We start from the raw sequence: 17,604 nt of genomic DNA, 5'->3' as shown, positions 1-17,604 counted from the left end.
CGTTGCGTTTCCGGGACTTGGATTTGCACCCATTCCCCCCATGCGCTAGGATTCGCGTGGTCCAAGCCTTCAAAGGACTGAGACGAGCTGCGATCTTAGCGGCTTGTTAATCTCAGGATGAACTTGCCGTGTCGGCACCGGAAGGGGTCAAAGTCCAGCGAGATGCGAGTCCAGAGGTGGTGCTGCCAGTGCCACGGAAGGTCCGTAGCCAGGGCAGACTTTGGTCGGTAGCCGCTGCGGCCGGCCGGTGGTGGGCCGGGCTCTCGCTCGAAAGGCGCTTCACCATCGTCACCGTTGCGGTGCTGGCGCTCGCAATGACCGTGCTCGGGCACTGGGTCGAACGGCGCGTCCGAGCGGGGTGGACGCAGATCATGGCTGAAATCGCAGCCACTTACATCGAGGCTATCATTCAGCCGCATGTCGCGGCGCTCGGGAGCGACGTGCAGCGACTAACCCCGGCGGTGGAAGCCGGCCTGCGCGCCGTGGTCCGCGAGGGCGCGCTTGCCTCTCAGGTCCGCGACCTGAAGATCTGGTCGACCAGCGGCGAATTGATCTTTTCGACGGCAGGTCCACCGCGAGGCGAGAAGATACGGCCGCCGCAGCTCGCCCGCCTTCTGGCCGGCGAAGTCATCGCGCCAGCACAGAACCATGCCAAGGCCGGCGAAGACGATGTGATCGAGATCTACGCGCCGATCTACGATCCGGACCGCCGCCGGATCATCCTGATCGGCGAGTTCTACAAGCGCAGCGCGTTGATCAGCGCTGAGATCAGCCAGCTGAAATATGCGCTCTGGTTCCTGATCGCCAATATCGGGTGCGGGATCGGAGTGGCGCTTTATGCGCTCATCCGGCGGGCGAGCCGGGTGATCGCGACTCAGCGGGCGCAGCTCGAAGCCAATGTCGAGCGCGCCTCGGCGCTGGCGAAGCGCAACAGCACCTTGCGGCGTGCCGCGGACAGCGCGCGCATAAGCGCGGCGCTGACGAACGAGGAATACTTGTCCCGGATCGGCGCGGATCTGCATGATGGGCCGATCCAGATGCTCAGCCTGATGATGCTGCGTCTGCCGCCCCACTCGCCCGATCCGGCGATCGACGAGATCCGGAGCGCGTTTCAGCCGTTGATCGAGCAGACGCTGGGTGAATTACGCAGCCTGTCCGCGGGGCTGGTGCTGCCCGAGATCCGCGATCTTTCGCCTGTGGCGACCATCGAGGCGGCCATCACCTCGCATGAACGCTATACTGGCACGCTGGTCGGGCGCAGTTTCGGCGATCTGCCGACGGAGATGCCGGAAGCCATTCGCGTCTGCGCCTTCCGGGTCGTCCAGGAGGCGCTGATGAACGCCTACAAGCACGCGGGCGGAAGCGGGCAGCTCGTCACCTGCGACTTCGATGAGGCGAGCCTTGTGCTGATGATCGAGGATGCGGGGGGCACAAGCCTGGTCGGCGAGGCCCTCGAGGCAGGCGGGCTGGGTCTGCGCGGCATGCGCACCAGGGTTCATGCCCTGCGCGGGACGCTGGCGGTGACCAAGACCGAGACAGGCGGAACCCGCATATACGCGCGGCTACCGGTCAGGCCACGCTCGCTCACAGCATCTGTCGATCCTGACGAGACCCCAGAGCATCGGGGATGAGTTTTTGCGCCGCGATGACGACTTCGAGTCGATTGCGGACGTGAAGCTTCGCCATCAGATTGCTCATATAGCTCTTGACGGTCTTCTCGCTGAGATCGAGCGCGGCAGCGATCTCGCGATTGGGCTTGCCACAGAGCAGCAGCCGCACGATCTGCTCCTCCCGGACGCTGAGCTTGAGCTGCTGAGCTGCACGCTTCTCCGACGCCTTGGCCTGCAGGGCGACGATGACCTTGGCGGCGAAGTAGGGTGTGATGAAGACCTCGCCGCGCTGGACGGACTCGATGGCCTCGATCAACTCAAAAACCTGGCTGCCCTTGAGGACGAATCCGGCGGCCCCTGCAGCAAGCGCCCGGACGGCGTGGTCGCTGCTGGTCGACGCTGTGAAGACGACCACCTTGGTCCCAAGCGCCTGATCTCGGACCGTCTCGATCGCCTCGAACACGTCGCCCGGCATGTTCAGATCAGCCAGGATTATATTCGGGCGCAGCCGATTTGCGATCTCGACGATATCGGCAGCCTTGCTGCCGGAGGAGATGACGCGCAAATGCGAGCTGCGCGACAGAACAGCAGCAATTCCCTCCGCCAAAAGCGGATGGTCGTCAACGATGCCGATCGTTATCACGTCCATTTGACGAAACACCAATCCTTCCTACGCCACTGATCTATTTTCTCATCGAGAGATGGTAATGTAAACAACTTGTTAATGCGAGAGTTAATGGGGGTACGCCTAAGGGGACAATTTGTGGTCGCCGAAAATGCCGCAATGCACGCAGAAGGATTGCTACGATCATCATCGGCGTAATCAGAAATGACCTTACGTGATGATCAGCTCGCTCGGGCGCATTGGGTGGCTGGCGAGTCCCATGAGCCGTCGCTGGTAGAGGTCTATCGCAGTGTCGATGTGTCTGCGGAGGGGGCCGGCCTGCGCCGGTTCGCGGCGTTTCTCGGTCCAGGATACTTCGTCGCGGTAGGCTATATGGATCCGGGGAATTGGGCGACGGCGCTGGGGGGGGCGCACAGTTCGGCTACGCGCTCATCGGGGTCGTCGTGCTGTCGAGCCTCATGGTGCCGGCTTGGTCCAGGCGGGTTGCCGAGCGGGCCGGAAAAAATCATTCTCGAGCGTCAGCTCTCCGATATCTGCGCAAACGCAGTTTGTCGCTCGCATGCAGCGTCTTCGCGTCGATCGTCGGCGCGGCTGTCTCGGCCTTCGCCTCCGAACCGAAAACGCCAGCGGCCCGGTCAAGAAGCTGACTGCGCCATTGCGTGTGATCTGGTTGGGGTGGGCGTCAAACTGCTGCGCCAGATCGGTCGGCGTCTTCTCGCCCTTCACGGCTGCCAGTGCCACCTGCGCCTTGAAAGCCGGGCTATGGTTCCGCCGCGGCCATCTCGTCATGGTCTCTCCTGTCGCGGACATCACGCCGCCTTCAGGCAGAAACGCCGTTCATCCGAGCCGTTCAGATTGCCCGAGCCAGCTCTGCTCACACCATTGGCGCCGATCAGAAGCTCAACTGAAAAGATCGGTAACGACGCCAGATCTGACTTCGTAGCTGACGATCGCGCGGGACTCGATGAGCGGGCGGAAACGCTGGACGACGTGCTCTTCGTGCTCAGGGCTGTCGAGATAGTCTCTCAGATCCGCTTCACTGTCGAATTCGACGGTGAAAGCATATTCGAAAGTGCTGTCGCGCCGGCTGATGTTCTTGCCGAGCGTGAGGTTCCGCATCTTCGCATGTATCTGGGGGAAGGTGACGTATTCGCGCAGGAGAGCGTCGCGTCTGTCGGCCTCGACCTCGGGCCGGAAGCGGAACAGGACCATGTGCTTGATCATGGGAAATCCGGTCATAGGAGGATCGTAATGGGGGCATGCCGAAGCGGGTTCACGGCATCGGATAGTCGTCGGCATTCAGGACCCAGCCGGGCTTCAGCGAGAAGTCCATCCGCGGAGGCGCGAAGATGTCGATCAGTTGGTTCGGGCCGGGGTCCATCGCGCGTGTCGTGTGGATGACGGGAGGCGGGATGATGGTCGCCGACGGAGAACCGACATGGGGGTGCGCGTCGTCGCGCCAGGCCGTCATGTCGTGCGTCCAGGGCCAGCGCAGATGGTGGATGAACGAGCCTTCCAGAGCCAGGGAGCATTGCTCGAAATCGTCGTGATGATGTGGCGAGAGCTGGGTGACGTCGCGCGGGCCGATCTGTTCGTCCAGGACGTTGACCATGAGGGTCTGGCAGCGCCAGATCCGGCCGAAGCGGCCCGGCTCGGGCGGCACGTCGAGGCTGTAAGTCCTGATCCGGTCGCCGTCGGGCGGAGCGGGCCAGGGCTCGAAGGCGGGGATGTTGCTCCGAGGCTCGGCATAGGATGCGGCGTTCGATGCCCGCCTCGCCAGATCGGCGGATTGCGCGCTGAAGATGCGGGTGATGCTTCCGCCGTCCGGCAGGCTCACCACACTGGCGCCCGGCGGCACGATGATGAGGGAATGGCCTGTTACCGACGCGGTCATCCCGCTGGCTTCGACCACTACGGGGTTGGCGCGACGCTGCACCAGCACGACATATTCATCGACCTGCCCCTGGCGACGGAAGCAGGCTCCCGGTTGCGCTTCACTATGCGCAACGACGAAGTTCTGGCCACGCAGCAGCCAGGTCTTGCTGTCGTCGCCGCTCTCCTGGGGCGCCTGCGCGTAGAAGAGGCCGATATCGGCCGCTGGAAAGCGAGACGGCATGGGCGCCCCGGTCTTTGCGGAGGCCAGTGCCGCGCGGGGATCGTTCGGTGCATACATGGCAAAATCTCCCAGGGGGACGAACCCTAAGCCTGCGCTGGTACGGACCCGCTGAGCCGCGATTATCGGCGCAGGCCGGCGAGCCCGCGCCTTGACCGATGTTTCAGGACTTCAGGCCGACCTCGCTGAAGCCGAAGAGACGCGCCGGCGTGTCCCACAGGATGCTGCGGCGTGTGGCGGCATCGGTAATCCAGTCCTGGAATCCGCCGAACTCGCTGGCGTAGTCGATCTTCCAGGTGACCTCGCGCTTGACCGAACCAACCTGCGGGCTGAGGAACGGCCAGTCGCTGCCCCAGATGCATTTTTCGGGGCCGAAGGCCTCGACCGCCGCCAGAACGAACGGCTTGACATCGGCATACTTGCCGCCGGTCTGGCCAAGCCGGAAGCCGCTGCCGAGCTTGATCACCGCGTCACTGCTGCGGCCGAGTTCGAGAACCGCCTGAAAGCCGGGTTGCTGGACGCCATCGGGCACGATGGGGTAGCCGACATGCTCGACGATGATCTTGACCTCCGCCTTGCGCAGCTGGGGAATGATCTGCGGCCAGGTTGCCGCAGGGGCGAAGATCTCGACGAAGAAGTCGTGCCGGCGGCAGCGCGACAGGAAGGTCTCGATCTCCGGGTGATCGAAAATCCCGGTGAGAGAATGCACCAGGCTGAGGCGGACGCCGACGACGCCCTGACGCTTCAGCGTGACGAACTCCTCGTCGCCGGCCGAGAGGCTCATATTGGCAATGCCCTTGGCGCGCCCTTCCGAGCGGGCGATGGCCTCCAGCATCGCGCTGTTGTCGTTGCCATAGGCACCGGGCTGGATGATCAGGGCATGGCTGAAACCCTGCGCCGTCAGGGCCGGGAAAAGGCCGTCGGCGCTGATCGCGACATCCTCCGGGCGAATGCGGCTGCCGGTCGGCTGCGAATACGCGTAACGCTGCGGCCAGTGCGCGTGCAGATGGGTGTCAACGGCGGGTGTCATGGGTGGTCTCCGTGGTGCTGCAATGCTGGTGATCCGCGGCGCGAGGCGGGCGCGACTATCACGTCGTTCTGTCCCGTCCGCCTCAAGGCCTCGGCGATGAAGCCCGACGCCTTCACCTCGTCGATGAACTGCCGGACGAATGCCGCGGCACCGGGCCGGCCCTTCGGCAGGCCGACCGCCTGGCCGATCTCCATGAAGCGGCCCTCCAGCACCTGCAGCGCCGGAACGTCCCGGGCATAGGCGGCCAGCTGCGGCCGCAGGCCCGCGGCGACGTCGAGATTCTCGGCCAGGAAGAGGTCGATGGCGGCGGTTCCGCCGGCCGTCTGCGAGCGCAGGATCTGTGCCTGCGTGATCGTGCGCGAGAGATAGAGATCGTAAGCCGAGCCGCGCCCCACCGCGATCCTGACGCCGGTCCGGTCGACGTCCTCGACTGCCCGAAACGGCGCGTTGGCCCGAGCGAGATAGGTGCCCTCGATCAGGACATAGGGACTCGTGAAGTCGATCTGCGCCGCACGCGCCGGTTCGTCGGCGAGGAAGGCCACATCCCAGCGCTGCTCGGCGAGGGCCGCGAAAAGATCCGCGGCCGCCTTGAAGGTGACGATCTCGACCGGCAACCCGATGCGCCGCCCGAGCTCGCGGGCGAGCATGACCGCCGCGCCTCCGACTTCGCCATCGGCGCCCTCCCGCTGTACCAGGACCGTGTTGCTGAGATTGACCGCAGCGCGCAGCGTGCCGCCGGGGGCGAGTTCGTCAGTGGGAACCGTGGACAACGATCACTCTCCGACCTTGATGTTCGCGCGCTCGATGACGTCCCTGTTCATGGCGAGTTGTTTGTCGAGGAATGCGTCGAGCTCCGAGCGTGACGAGCCAACCGTCTCGACCAACAGGTCCTCGTAGCGCTTTTTGATCGCCGGCATCTTCAAGGTGGCCGCTATGGCCCCGTTCATTTTGTCGACGATCGCAGCCGGGGTCTTCGCAGGCGCGAAGACGGCAACCCAGAGGGGGAAGGACAGGCCGGGATATGTTTCCGCCGTCGCGGGCACGTCCGGGAGAGCCGGCGACCGCTTGTCACCGACGATCGTGAGTGGCCGGACGCGTCCTTCATTGATGTTACCGAGCTGCGCGGCGAGGCCGTCGGAGACCAGATCGATCTGTCCGCCGAAAAGAGCGGCCGTGGTCTCACCACTGCCACGAAACGGCACATGCACCATGTCGAGGCCGGCCTGGTGCTTGAAAGCCTCGATGGCGATGTGGGAGGCGCCCCCGAGCCCGCTCGATCCGAAGGTGTATTTGCCCGGCGCAGCCTTCACCATGGCGACGAACTCGGCGAAGGTCTTGGCTGGAACCTGGGGGCTGGTGACCAGCACCATCGGATACTGCGCCACGAGGGACACGCTCGCCAGATCGGCCTTCACGTCGTAGCCGGGGTCCTTGTAGGCGTAGGGCAGGCTCGCATGCTGAGGGCCATTGAACAGGAACGTGTAGCCATCGGCGTCTCCCCTGACGACGGCGCGCACTGCTCGCAATCCGCCGACTCCGGCAAGATTTTCGACGATCACATTCTGCCGCAGCTGCTGGCTGAGCCCTTCCGCCAGAATGCGGGCCATCAGATCAAAGCCGCCGCCCGCGGCGCTCGTCACGACCAGTCGGACCGGCTTGTTCGGCCAATTCTCCTGCGCGGTCGCGGTTGTCGCAACCAGGCTCGCGGCGAGTGCGAGCATCATTGGAAAGCGCATCGATCATCCTCCCTGCCGCGGCGGATTGGTTGTCGTGCCGCGTTGCGGATTATTAATAATCTGGCGCCGACGAGTCGGCAAGCCGTTTCGCGTGCCGTCGCCAGGCACCTGCCGATGGCCGCCCCCAACGAGGCGAAGGCCATGTCGCGCCCTTGATTTGACCGTCTCCTGATGATCTACAGGGGCAAAAATGCGGGAGTTCCCATGGTCGCAGCCGAGCCGGCGGATACAGGCACAGACGCCGAGATCGGCCGCTCCATGCGTTCCACATGGCTGTCGGACCTGCTGCGCGAGCGCATCGTCGCAGGGCGCTATCAGCCGGGCGAGCGGATTCGCGAGGCCGATCTGCGGTCGGAGTTCGGCTTCTCGAACGGACCGATCCGCGAGGCACTGCAGGCGATCGTCGCGGACGGGCTCGCCGAGCGGAACCCTTGGCAGGGGATACGGATCAGGACGCTCGGTCCCAGCCAGATCGTGGAACTCTTCCAGGTCCGGACCGCGCTGCTGGAATATGCGGCTGAGCTCGCCGCCAGGCGATGCACGAGCGAGACGATCGAGAGCGCGGCGCAACTCAAGGTCAGCCTGGACGAAGCCTTCGAGAGCTTGCAAAGCGAGGAAGGCCATCCGTCTTTCGACGGGCGGCTCTCTCGCTGGCTGCTTGCGGCTGCGAACAACGACTCTCTGCGGGTCGTCTGGGACAAGACGATGCTGCAGACCCTGTTCTATGTCCGGGTGTCGCTGATCCGGAGCCGCGGCGTTGAGAGCCGCAAGCTCATCCATGAGCTGATCGACCGGATCTGCGCGCGACAGCCTGCCGAAGCCCGATCGACCGCGCGCCGACTCACGCAGCAGACGTTGGCCGATCTCGGGATCGCCGGCGACGTGTGATCAAGGAAGCTGGACCCGGCTGCGCCAACAGCGGACGTAGGCTCGTCTCCCGGAACCGGACATGCCCGAAGCTATGGCCCCGTAGGTATTGCGAACCAAGCTGGAGTTTACGGAAGCCTCGATCAGTTGCGTCACCATGTGAGACCAAAGGCCGCCAACTCCTTTTCGGCATCGGTCTGGGCATGATGAGGCGCTGTCGCCGTGGCTGGCAGGAAGCGGCCCCGCCCGCGGGTCCCGCAGAACTCATGATAGCGGCTGATCACCTCGCCGCGGCTCAACGTGATTGCGGGCCAGGCCGTGACTTTCATGCCTTCATAGGGGGTGAAGTCGACATTGTGGTGCATCATCCGGTTGTCGATGACGCGGTCGTAATTCTCGTCCCAGATGCAGAGATCGGCATCGGCCCCGACCACGAGATCTCCCTTGCGTGGCGCCAGCCCATAGATCCGCGCAGCGTTGGTCGCGGTCAGCCTGACGAACTCGGGCAGGCTGATGCGGCCTTCCTTGACGCATTGCGTGAACAGAAGCGGCATACGGATCTCGACGCCCGGCACGCCGCTGGCGATCTTGTCGAAGCTCGCGCCGAAACCGTTCGGGAACTTCTCGATCTCGTCGAACATATAGGGTGAGTGGTCCGAGGAGAGCACGTCGATGCGGCCGTCGGCAACGGCGCGCCAGAGTTCGGCGCGATTGGCGGCGTCGCGGATCGGTGGGCTGAAGATGCCCTTTGCTCCTTCGTGTCCAGGTTTCTCGAGCAGACTCCGGTCGAGCGTCAGGTATTGTGTGCAGGTCTCGACGAAGAGCGTGGTTCCTCTGGCACGCGAGAGCGCGATGACGTCGAGTGATCGTCCGGTCGAGACATGCACGACCATGGTTGGCACGTTGAACAGCTCGGCGTAGGCGCAAATCCGGAAGACGGCCTCGGCCTCGGCGATGGTCGGCCGCGAGGCGAGATGGAATTTCGGCGCGACATGGCCCTGCGCCAGCAATTGCTGCGTCACATGGTCGATGATGTCGGTGTTCTCGCAATGGACCATCACAATGAAGCCGTGCCGGCGGGCGGCGGCGAAGACCGCGACGATGTCGCGATCAGCGATTCCGACAGCGGCATAGGTCGTGAAGATCTTCAGCGAGCGCAGGCCGCCGGCCACAGCCTGCGCGAGGTCGCGGTCGAAATTGGGATGGGACGGGTCGGTGACGACGATGTGGAAATTATAGTCCAGGACGGCTTTGCGCGCGCGCTCGTGGTAGTCGGCGACGGCCCAGGCGATTCCTTCTCCGCGATGCTGGGGAGCGAAGGGAAGCACCGTCGTCGTGCCGCCACAGGCGGCCGAGACCGTTCCCGAATAGAAGTCGTCCGCATTGATCCGGTCATGGGCCTTGCGCTGGTCGATGTGGAGATGGCTGTCGACGCCGCCCGGCGTGACCAGCCGGCCGGCCGCATCGATGATCTCCGGCGCCTTGTCGCCGATCGCGCCGAGTTCGGCGATCCGGCCGTCGTGGATGCCGATATCGGCGTTGAAGACGTCGCTGGAGCTGGCGCAGCGGGCATTGCGTATGACGAGATCGAACATGGGAATTTACCGGCTTGAGCTGACGAAGCGACCGCCCGGCCTGGGCACGAGGTCGACGACGAGGCTGTAATTGGTCGGATGGAAGATGCCGTCGATGACGATCAGCGGCCTGTCGGAGCGGTCGTAATAAAGGCGGCGCGAGGCGACCAGGGCCGTTCCCGTGGGCACACCGAGATGGGAGGCCTGCTCGGCGTCGGCAACGATCGCACCCAGCGTCTGCTGCCCGCGCTGGATCGCGAGCCCGGCGCGGCGCAGGCGCACCACGGTCTGCTGCTCGCCGGGCGGCAGTTCCGCGTCGTCGACGCGGGGCGACACCGAGACGGGGATATGGGACGTGCCGATCATCAGGGGCTTGCCGGCCTGCAGGATGAGCGATCGATAGCGGGTCGCGGCGCCCCGGTCCGCCGGCGCGAACAGGGCGGCAAGGTCGGGCGCCGGCCGGACATCGTCGATCGCCAGCGTCCGAAAGCTCAGGCGCTCGTCGGAGATCAGGATATCGTCGAGATAGCCGCGCAGCCGCACGCTCTGGCCGACCTGGACACGGTCGCTGACATAAGTTCCTAGACCCTGAAGCTTCATCACGACGCCGCCGGCCGACAGCTCCTCCATCGCCTTGCGGATGGTCGCGCGGCTGACGCCGTAGCGGACCTGCAGTTCCGCTTCCGAGGGGAGTTGCTCGCCGACCGGGAAGTCGCCGCGCTCGATCGCCCCCATGATATCGGCCTGGATCTGCAGGTGAAGCGGCACGGGCATGGGATTTCCAGTGTTGCGGAACCCGGTGCTCATACCGGGCTGAAGGACTGGCGCTTCTCGATCAGCGATAGCAGGCGCACGAAGGGCCAGAACATCACGAGATAGACCAATGCGGCCATGAGCAGGGGCGTCGGATCATAGATGGCACCTTGGGCGATTCGAGCGCTGCGGAGCAGTTCGGCGATCGCGACGACCGACGCAAGCGAGGTCGCCTTGGCGAGTTCGAGGACATTGCTGAGCAGCGGCGGGCGGACCTTCTTCAGCGCCTGCGGCAGCACGACATACGTCAGAACCTGAGCGCCGTTGAGGCCGGTGGCCTGTGCTGCTTCGTACTGGCCCTTCGGCACCGCCGCGAGGCCGGCCCGGACGATCTCGGCGAAATACGCCGAGCCGTTCAGCGTCATCGCGAGGACGAAGGCCGGAATCTCCGGCAGGCGCAGGCCGAGGAAGGGCAGGGCGTAGAACACGAAGATGATCAGGACGAGCGGCGGGAAGGCGCGGAAGAAGTCGATATAGAGATAGGCGATGAGACGCACCGGGCGCGATGTCGAATTCGCGACGATGGCGACGAGCGTTCCCATGCCGAAGGCCAGCGGCACGATCAGGATGGCAAGCAGCAGCGTGACCTTCAGCCCGGACAGGAGATAGGGGATGGTGAGCGCGACGGCGTCGGGATGGAACATGGCGCCTACCTCTTCACCGCGTAACGGCTCTCGATCCGGCGGCTGAGCACGACCAGCGGCGCGAACACGGCCAGGTAGAACAGGGCGGCGACCGTGAGCGGCGTCGGGTTGGCGTAGAGCGCCTGCTGGCTCGACGCCTGGTTCAGCAATTCCGACACCGAGACGACGGAGGCGAGGGCCGTGTTCTTGGTGATGCTGATCGTCTTGTTGGTCAGCGGCGGGATGACCATCTGCACGGCCTGGTAGAGCACGATGTAGAACAGCGTCTGGGTGAAGGTCAGCCCGGTCGAGAGGCCACCCTCCCACTGCCCCTTCGAGACCGAGGTGATGCCGGCCCAGAAGATCTCCTCGGAGAAGGCGGCGAGCACGAGGCTCAGCGTCAGCACCGTCGCCCAATAGGCGTCGATCCTGATCTCGTATTCCGGCAGGACGAAGTAGATGCAGATCAGGATCACCAGCGCCGGCAACGACCGCAGGATGTCGACGAAGGTGACGATCAGCACGTTCAGCGGCGTGATCCCGTAGGCGCGTGCGCAGGCCAGGGCGAGACCCAGCGACAACCCGAACAGGATCGTCAGGGCGGAGAGTTGCAGCGTGACGAGGAAGCCCTCGAACAGGAAGGGCAGCACGGCGGCTGCGATGGTGCCGTCGAAGAAGAACTTGCCGATCTCGCCCATGCTCAAGCCTCCTTGCCGCGGTAGTTGCGCAGGAAGCTGCTAAGGCGCGGATTGGTCGAGGCGCGGAAGATCGCGTCGGGCGTTCCCTGCTCGACCACTACGCCCTCGTCCATGAATATCACCCGGTCGGCGGCCTGGCGGGCGAAGGCCATCTCATGGGTCACAACCATCATGGTCTGCCCTTTTGCCTTCATCTCCTGCATGACCGCGAGGACCTCGCCGACGAGCTCGGGGTCGAGCGCCGAGGTCGGCTCGTCGAAGAGATAGAGCTTTGGCGCCATCGCCATGGAGCGTGCGATGGCGACGCGCTGCTGCTGGCCACCCGAAAGCTCGGCGGGAAAAGCCTTGGCCTTATGGCGCAAGCCGACCTGCTCGAGCGCCGCAAGCGCCCGCTCCGAGGCTTCCGCCGTCTTGAGCTTCAGCACCTTCGACAGGGCGAGGCTGACATTCCGCTCGGCCGTGAAATGCGGATAGAGATTGAAGGCTTGGAAGACCATGCCAATATCGCGCCGGATCTTGCTCAGAGTCGCGCGTTTCCCGGTGATCTCGACCTCGTCCAGGTGGATGGAGCCGGCTTGCGGCTCCTCCAGTCGGTTGATGCAGCGCAGCAGCGTCGACTTGCCGGAACCCGACGGGCCGATGATGGCGACCAGTTCGCCGGCGGCCACGTCGAGGTCGATGCCCTTGAGGATCGGGACGGCGCCGAAGCTCTTCTCGATCCCCCGCATCCTCAGCAGGGCCTTGGCAGGCACGCTTGCGGCCATCACTTGCAGTCCGGCTTGTGATAGGTGCGCTCGTAGCCTTCGAGCCCGACCGGCCCGTAGCCAGCGAAGACCTTCATGCTCGAATCGACCGGATCGGGCTGCTCGCCGAACCATTTCTCGTGCAGGCCCTGCAGAGAGCCGTCGAGCTTCATGCATTCGAGCGCGTTCTCGACCTGGTTGCGCAGCTCCTTGGCGTCCTTGCGGAAGCCGTAGCCGAGATCGTAGTCGCCGAAGATGCGGTGCACGACCTTCATGCGGCGGTTCTTCGAAGCCGCGTACTGGCCGACATTGAGGTTGACCACATCGGCATCGGCGCGCTTGGCGATCACGGCCTGCAGCGCGTCGCTGTCCTTGTCGTAGCGCTGGATCTTGTAGCCGTATTTGGCCTCGTTCGCCGTCGCCCAAGTGTCCGTAAAGCTGCCGCTATTGGTCGCGAGCACCTTCCCGCGCAGGTCCTCCGGCTTGGTGATGCTGTCGTCCTCGGAACGGGTGACGAGGCCGATGCCGCCGGTCATGTAGCCCTCGGTGAAGAGCAATTGCGCCGCGCGCTCCTTGGTTATCGACATCGGCGCCACGATCATGTCGTAACGGCTCGCGAAGAGCCCGGCGAAGATCGCTGAGAAGTTGACGTCGACGACCTCGACGCCGCTGCGCCCCATGCGGCGGGCGATCTCCCTGGCGACCTCGATCGAGAAACCGTCGATCTCGCCGGAAGGCTGGCGCATCGCCCAGGGCGCATAGCCGATATCGGCTGCGATCTTCAGCGGCTCGGCAGCAGCGCCGGAGAGGCTCGCGGCCAGCAGGCCGGCGGCGACACTGATCTTCCTTCGGAGCAAGTCAAGAAAGTTTAGGGCCATTGGAATTCCCCTCGTTTGATTGACATTATTTTGATGAACATTAAACGTACGGACGACCGGATGACAACATGATCATGCACGGCGTGCAAGAGGAAAGCGGAGCATGGCGATTCTGAACTACGCATTGATCGGGCTTGGTGGGGCAGGGGCTGGCGCCGCAGTCGCTATCGCAGAGCGGGGAGGGCGCATTGGCGGCTGGTACGACCGTGACGATGCGGTGCGCTCATCGACGGACATGGCCGGGGGGCTATCCTTCGAGGGGCTCGGCGGGCAGGGGGCGGTTGCGCTGCCGGCAAGTGCCGGAAATGGGGCCGCGGCCGTTTCCGTTGCGGATATCATCATCGTCTCCACGACGGCGGACCGGCATGCGGCTGTGGCGCGCGAAATCGCTCCCGGCCTGGCCTCCGGCCAGATGGTCGTGCTCCATTGCGGCTACGTCGGCGGCTCCAAGGTCTTCGCCGATGCGCTGGCTTCAGCCGGAGCGCCCGAAGGCGTCGCGGTCTTCGAACTCAACAACACGCTGCATCTGGCGGGAAAGCTCAACCCGTCGACTGTCGTGATCAAGGGGCAGAAGCGCTGGCTGGAGTTGGCGGGCCTGCCTGAAGCGCAGGAAAACCCACATTACGCGGCCTTTCTCGAGCAGTTCCCGGAATTCACCTATTCCCCGAACGTGCTCGAAAGCGGCCTGAACAACCCGAACTGCATCGGCCATGTTCCCGCCTATATCGGCGGCGCGATGACGCTGGATCGCGACATGGGGGACCTTACGACCGGCATCCTGCATTTCGATGAGGCGCGGATGGGCCGGGTCAACGTCATCGCCACCGCGCTGGAGCAGGAGCGCGACCAGGTCATGCGCGCGGCCGGGCTCACGCCGCTGCCGAGCGCGGTGTTCTCGCAGCGGGCCTATCCGGCGGGAACGCGCCTGTTCGGCGCGATTCCTCGCTTCGGGCCCAAGTTGCAGAAGCGCTTCCTGCATGAGGACGTGCCGTGCTCGCTCGTGCCGTTGGAAGTGTTCGGCCGGCAGGTCGGCGCCCCCACCCCGCTGACGACGGCCTTGATCGCAATCGCGAACACCCTGGAAGCCGTCGATTTTCGTGCGATCGGCCGGAACGAGCGGGTTCTGCCGCCAGATTGGATGCACGCGCATTGCCCTGCCTTCCGCCAATAGGAAGCAATGGGCTGAAAACTGGTCGGACTGAACGATGCCGGGCTCCGGGCGGCCGATCGGTGCCCGTTTCAGAACGAGCCTCGAGGGCGCTCGGCTCCTTTGCCCTTGATCGGGCTTTGTGGCTTCGCGGGAAATCGTTTTCGATGTCCCGCCTTCGGAGTTCCACAGCGGTCACTGGACGATCGAACGTCGATCAAAGGAATTCTGGAGCGAGGAACATCGTACGGGTCACGTCATCAAGACGCCCCGGGAAGATGGCATGATCCTCGCTCCAGCGCAGGCCGAGCAAGTCGATCGCAGACTGCACCGCCTCAAGTTCGGCTTCCGGCCCTGCGCCATGACCGGCCCTGCGCCATGAGCGGAACTTGGCATGATGCCCGCAACCGGACATTAACGCTAAGCTGATGGGAGCTGTCTCCGAGCTCCCAAGGTCAGGTTTCGAAGTTCGGGTGGCTGCTCTACCGCTGCGTACTTCGAGCGAGCAGCAGCAGCGCAAGCGCCGCCGCGCCGGACAGCGCGACCAGAACCGCAGTGCTTGCCGAAAGTCCTGCCCGCTCCATCATAACGGCAAATCCCAGGGGGGCAGCAGCACGGATGACCAAGCCTGGTGCGGACAGCTTGCCGAGCATGGCGCCGTAGCCAGCGGGACCAAAGAGCTGGAGCGGGACCGTGCCGCGCACGATCGAACTCAGGCCCATGCTGATGCCGTAGGCGATCGCAAATAGCCCCGCGAGCGCCACTGTACCGCCTCCGAAAACCAGCAGCATGAACCCGAGCGGCATGAGCGCGCCCGAGACCCATGCGGTCGTCACCGGAGGCACGTTGGTGCCGAAAAGCATCTCGATCAGCCGGCCGGTCACCTGCGAGGGGCCGACCATGGCTCCCAGGGTGACCGCCAACGCTGCGCTGAAGCCGAAGCCCTGCAGCAACGTCAGCATGTGAACCGACATGGCCGAGACGACGAAACCTTGCAGTGAAAATGCGATCGCCAACAGCACAAAGGCACGACGTCGGGCGGCGCCGGCAAGGTAAGCCTCGGGATCTTGAGTCTCGGTCGACCGGGTTGGCTTTGCGGCGCGCGTCGCCCGGCCGCGGGGCAACAGAAGCGCGTGCAATGGCAGCGCCAAGGCGAGATAGCCCACGGCGTAAACCTGGTAGATCGTACGCCAATCGGCCTGCGCCAGCAGGGCGGTTGTGAGCGGCCAGAACAATGTCGAGGCGAAGCCGCCGATCAACGTCAGCTTGCTGATCGCTCGCCTGGCTCCCGCGCCATGCGCCTGGGTGAGAGCCGTGAATGCGGCGTCATAGAGAACCAGCGTCGACACGACCTCGAGGGCGATCATCGCCGCATAGTAACTGACCAAGCCCTCGGCCCTGGACAAGGCAAAGAGAGATACGCTCGCCAGCACGCTGCCGATGCTCATCATCCGGCGCGTGCCGTACCTGTCGATCAAGCGCCCGGCGAAGGGCGCAGCCAGGCCACCAGCCAGCAGCCCGAGAGCAAAGCCGCCATAGGTCCATTCGGGCGCCCAACCCATGCTCTTGGTGATGCCAGGTGCGAGCACGGCGAACGCGTAATAGAGCGCGCCGTAGCCGGCGACCTGAGTTATGCCGAGGGCGATGATGAGCCCGATTCCGGCCGCCGGAGCCGGGCTCGTTTCGGAGGTGGCAAGCGTCGTCATCGCGCCTAGGCGGCTTCACTCGTTTTTGCGGAGCTGCTGCAGCCGCAACCTGACTTGCCTTGCGCCTTGGCGGAAGCGTCATCGATGCAACAGGCGTCAGCGTCTCGCGGAGCCGGCCCGCCGCAGCAACCGCCGGCACTCTCAGGCGCGCTCGTGCATACGCCGGTTTCAGGCAGCACCAGCTGGACGTTGTCGGCCGCCGTCATGTCGCCGGCAATTGCCGCGACTACTGAACGCACCTGTTCATAGCCGGTCAGCATCAGGAATGTCGGCGCGCGACCATAGCTCTTGATCCCCACGGTGTAGAAGCCCGGTTCCGGATGGGACAGCTCGCGGTGGCCGTGCGGAGGCACCGAACCACAGGAGTGCAGGTTGGGATCGATCATCGGCCCGAGCGACTTGGCGCTTTCCAGCCACGGATCAAGCTCGATGCGCAGTTCGCGGGTCATGGCCAGATCGGGGCGCTGGCCCGTGCAAACCACGATCCGGTCGACAGCCCCGACCGTGCGAGCGCCCTCTGATGTTTCGCCGTCGAGCGCGAGTTGGCCGTTCGCCTGGCGCACAGTGGTGACCGCGAAGCTCGTGACGAGTTCAATCCTGCCGTCTTCAACGAGCTGACGCAGCTTCTGGCCCAGGTCCCCGCGCGCTGCGAGCTGATCGCTGGCACCGCCGCCATAGACGCGAGCAAGGTTCCCGCTGCGCGTCAGCCAGATCGCCTTGGTGGCGGGCTCCGTTACGGCAAGTTTAACAAGATCGAGCAGCACGTTCGCGGCCGAGTGGCCGGCGCCAACAACCACAGTCGTGCGCCCTGCGTAGCTATCCCGATCGCGGCCGAGCACATCCGGAATGCTGTAGGCGATCCGGTCGCGGAACGTCTCCTCGCCTTCCACGGTCACGCCGCCCGCCCCAAGCGGATTTGGTGACGTCCAGGTTCCCGAAGCGTCGATGACCGCCCGCGCAAGCTCGCGGCGGACGCGCCCATCGCTATCGACGATGGTCAGCTGGAAAGGATGCAGCTCACGATTGCGGCTGACGACCTTGTCGACACCGCGGCGGCCGATCGCCTTGATGCGCGCGCCGTACTCAATGACCCGCGTCAAGGCGGGGGATTTCGCCAAGGGCGCGAGGTACTGTCGAACAAGTTCGTCGCCAGTGGGATAGGCGGCTTCATCTGGCGCCTGCCATCCTGCCTTCTCCAGCAGCGCGCGGGCCGCCGGATCGACGTTGTAGGTCCACGGCGAAAACAGCCGAACATGGCCCCAATCGCTGATGTGCGCGCCGGCTGCAGCGCCTGCTTCATAGACCTTCACGGCAAGGCCGCGCGAGACGAGGTTGGCAGCAGCGGCGAGGCCGACTGGACCGGCACCGATGACGGCTACGGGAAGTTCCCTCATCACAGATTCTCCTATTCTTCTAGAAGGATGGAATAAACAGCCAAATA

The 17,604-nt window shown here is 64.6% G+C and carries 17 protein-coding genes and 1 pseudogene; 3 read left to right on the top strand and 15 right to left on the bottom strand.

Going from position 1 to position 17,604, the window contains the following annotated elements:
- Positions 1-188: 188 nt before the first annotated feature.
- A complete protein-coding gene (locus tag ASE66_RS06030) occupies positions 189-1,631 on the top strand; it encodes a sensor histidine kinase (RefSeq protein WP_156412015.1) in 1,443 nt (480 codons plus the stop codon).
- Here the strand turns inward: ASE66_RS06030 and ASE66_RS06025 are convergent.
- From ASE66_RS06025 to ASE66_RS06000, 7 genes and pseudogenes are all read right to left on the bottom strand, one after another.
- The gene (locus ASE66_RS06025) at positions 1,585-2,259 is read right to left on the bottom strand and encodes a response regulator (protein ID WP_057188604.1); all 675 of its coding nucleotides are present in this window, start codon (positions 2,257-2,259) and stop codon (positions 1,585-1,587) included. The genes ASE66_RS06030 and ASE66_RS06025 overlap by 47 nt on opposite strands.
- Before the next feature lie 459 nt (positions 2,260-2,718).
- A pseudogene (locus tag ASE66_RS31230) lies at positions 2,719-3,024 on the bottom strand (transposase); the annotation flags it as partial.
- Between the two features lie 111 nt (positions 3,025-3,135).
- Positions 3,136-3,459 (bottom strand): Dabb family protein, encoded by a 324-nt coding sequence (locus ASE66_RS06020; RefSeq protein ID WP_162262448.1) that lies wholly within the window; start codon positions 3,457-3,459, stop codon positions 3,136-3,138.
- 49 nt (positions 3,460-3,508) lie between these two features.
- Complete coding sequence (locus ASE66_RS06015; RefSeq protein ID WP_057188602.1) at positions 3,509-4,408, bottom strand: hypothetical protein; 900 nt, start codon at positions 4,406-4,408, stop codon at positions 3,509-3,511.
- 103 nt (positions 4,409-4,511) lie between these two features.
- Positions 4,512-5,378 (bottom strand): amidohydrolase family protein, encoded by an 867-nt coding sequence (locus ASE66_RS06010; protein WP_057188601.1) that lies wholly within the window; start codon positions 5,376-5,378, stop codon positions 4,512-4,514.
- Positions 5,375-6,148 carry a transporter substrate-binding domain-containing protein gene (locus ASE66_RS06005; protein WP_057188600.1) on the bottom strand — a complete coding sequence of 258 codons (774 nt, stop codon included), beginning with the start codon at positions 6,146-6,148 and terminating at the stop codon, positions 5,375-5,377. The genes ASE66_RS06010 and ASE66_RS06005 overlap by 4 nt, the downstream gene beginning before the upstream one ends.
- Before the next feature lie 3 nt (positions 6,149-6,151).
- Positions 6,152-7,114 carry a Bug family tripartite tricarboxylate transporter substrate binding protein gene (locus ASE66_RS06000; protein ID WP_082613225.1) on the bottom strand — a complete coding sequence of 321 codons (963 nt, stop codon included), beginning with the start codon at positions 7,112-7,114 and terminating at the stop codon, positions 6,152-6,154.
- A 258-nt stretch (positions 7,115-7,372) separates the two neighbouring features.
- Here ASE66_RS06000 and ASE66_RS05995 point away from each other — a divergent pair, with 258 nt between their 5' ends.
- Positions 7,373-8,002: a GntR family transcriptional regulator gene (locus ASE66_RS05995; RefSeq protein WP_162262447.1), complete on the top strand. Its 630-nt coding sequence runs from the start codon at positions 7,373-7,375 to the stop codon at positions 8,000-8,002.
- Positions 8,003-8,133: 131 nt separating this feature from the next.
- Here the strand turns inward: ASE66_RS05995 and hydA are convergent, their stop codons facing one another.
- From hydA to ASE66_RS05965, 6 genes are read right to left on the bottom strand one after another with little or no spacing between them, the layout of a single operon-like run.
- Positions 8,134-9,576, bottom strand: coding sequence for a dihydropyrimidinase (gene hydA / locus ASE66_RS05990; protein ID WP_057188597.1), 1,443 nt, complete (start codon positions 9,574-9,576; stop codon positions 8,134-8,136).
- A gap of 6 nt (positions 9,577-9,582) precedes the next feature.
- On the bottom strand, positions 9,583-10,329 hold the full coding sequence (locus ASE66_RS05985; protein ID WP_057188596.1) for a GntR family transcriptional regulator: 747 nt from the start codon (positions 10,327-10,329) through the stop codon (positions 9,583-9,585).
- Between the two features lie 29 nt (positions 10,330-10,358).
- Positions 10,359-11,012, bottom strand: a complete 654-nt coding sequence (locus ASE66_RS05980) for an amino acid ABC transporter permease (protein ID WP_057188595.1) — start codon at positions 11,010-11,012, stop codon at positions 10,359-10,361.
- A 5-nt stretch (positions 11,013-11,017) separates the two neighbouring features.
- A complete protein-coding gene (locus ASE66_RS05975; protein ID WP_057188594.1) occupies positions 11,018-11,689 on the bottom strand; it encodes an amino acid ABC transporter permease in 672 nt (223 codons plus the stop codon).
- A gap of 2 nt (positions 11,690-11,691) precedes the next feature.
- Positions 11,692-12,453: an amino acid ABC transporter ATP-binding protein gene (locus ASE66_RS05970; RefSeq protein ID WP_057188593.1), complete on the bottom strand. Its 762-nt coding sequence runs from the start codon at positions 12,451-12,453 to the stop codon at positions 11,692-11,694.
- Positions 12,453-13,289 (bottom strand): substrate-binding periplasmic protein, encoded by an 837-nt coding sequence (locus ASE66_RS05965; protein WP_057188592.1) that lies wholly within the window; start codon positions 13,287-13,289, stop codon positions 12,453-12,455. Before ASE66_RS05965 ends, ASE66_RS05970 begins: the two co-directional genes overlap by 1 nt.
- A 124-nt stretch (positions 13,290-13,413) precedes the next feature.
- Between ASE66_RS05965 and ASE66_RS05960 the strand changes: the two genes are divergently transcribed.
- Positions 13,414-14,481 carry an NAD/NADP octopine/nopaline dehydrogenase family protein gene (locus ASE66_RS05960; protein ID WP_082613220.1) on the top strand — a complete coding sequence of 356 codons (1,068 nt, stop codon included), beginning with the start codon at positions 13,414-13,416 and terminating at the stop codon, positions 14,479-14,481.
- 458 nt (positions 14,482-14,939) lie between these two features.
- On the opposite strand, the gene ASE66_RS05950 is transcribed toward ASE66_RS05960, so the two are convergent.
- Together ASE66_RS05950 and ASE66_RS05945 are read right to left on the bottom strand one after the other, a co-directional pair.
- On the bottom strand, positions 14,940-16,163 hold the full coding sequence (locus tag ASE66_RS05950) for an MFS transporter (RefSeq protein ID WP_057188589.1): 1,224 nt from the start codon (positions 16,161-16,163) through the stop codon (positions 14,940-14,942).
- Positions 16,164-16,168: 5 nt separating this feature from the next.
- The gene (locus tag ASE66_RS05945; RefSeq protein WP_057188588.1) at positions 16,169-17,557 is read right to left on the bottom strand and encodes an NAD(P)-binding domain-containing protein; all 1,389 of its coding nucleotides are present in this window, start codon (positions 17,555-17,557) and stop codon (positions 16,169-16,171) included.
- Positions 17,558-17,604 lie beyond the last annotated feature (47 nt).

The sequence above is a fragment of the Allobosea sp. Root483D1 genome (assembly GCF_001429505.1).
In the GTDB taxonomy this organism is placed as follows: Bacteria; Pseudomonadota; Alphaproteobacteria; order Rhizobiales; family Beijerinckiaceae; genus Allobosea.
This window is presented reverse-complemented; position numbering and strand designations above follow the sequence as displayed.

Coding starts and splice junctions, on each gene's coding strand:
- ASE66_RS06025 (WP_057188604.1), bottom strand. CDS start 2,259: ATGGACGTGATAACGATCGGCATCGTTGACGACCATCCGCTTTTGGCG.
- ASE66_RS06020 (WP_162262448.1), bottom strand. CDS start 3,459: ATGATCAAGCACATGGTCCTGTTCCGCTTCCGGCCCGAGGTCGAGGCC.
- ASE66_RS06015 (WP_057188602.1), bottom strand. CDS start 4,408: ATGTATGCACCGAACGATCCCCGCGCGGCACTGGCCTCCGCAAAGACC.
- ASE66_RS06010 (WP_057188601.1), bottom strand. CDS start 5,378: ATGACACCCGCCGTTGACACCCATCTGCACGCGCACTGGCCGCAGCGT.
- ASE66_RS06000 (WP_082613225.1), bottom strand. CDS start 7,114: ATGCGCTTTCCAATGATGCTCGCACTCGCCGCGAGCCTGGTTGCGACA.
- ASE66_RS05995 (WP_162262447.1), top strand. CDS start 7,373: ATGCGTTCCACATGGCTGTCGGACCTGCTGCGCGAGCGCATCGTCGCA.
- hydA (WP_057188597.1), bottom strand. CDS start 9,576: ATGTTCGATCTCGTCATACGCAATGCCCGCTGCGCCAGCTCCAGCGAC.
- ASE66_RS05985 (WP_057188596.1), bottom strand. CDS start 10,329: ATGCCCGTGCCGCTTCACCTGCAGATCCAGGCCGATATCATGGGGGCG.
- ASE66_RS05980 (WP_057188595.1), bottom strand. CDS start 11,012: ATGTTCCATCCCGACGCCGTCGCGCTCACCATCCCCTATCTCCTGTCC.
- ASE66_RS05975 (WP_057188594.1), bottom strand. CDS start 11,689: ATGGGCGAGATCGGCAAGTTCTTCTTCGACGGCACCATCGCAGCCGCC.
- ASE66_RS05970 (WP_057188593.1), bottom strand. CDS start 12,453: ATGGCCGCAAGCGTGCCTGCCAAGGCCCTGCTGAGGATGCGGGGGATC.
- ASE66_RS05960 (WP_082613220.1), top strand. CDS start 13,414: ATGGCGATTCTGAACTACGCATTGATCGGGCTTGGTGGGGCAGGGGCT.
- ASE66_RS05950 (WP_057188589.1), bottom strand. CDS start 16,163: ATGACGACGCTTGCCACCTCCGAAACGAGCCCGGCTCCGGCGGCCGGA.
- ASE66_RS05945 (WP_057188588.1), bottom strand. CDS start 17,557: ATGAGGGAACTTCCCGTAGCCGTCATCGGTGCCGGTCCAGTCGGCCTC.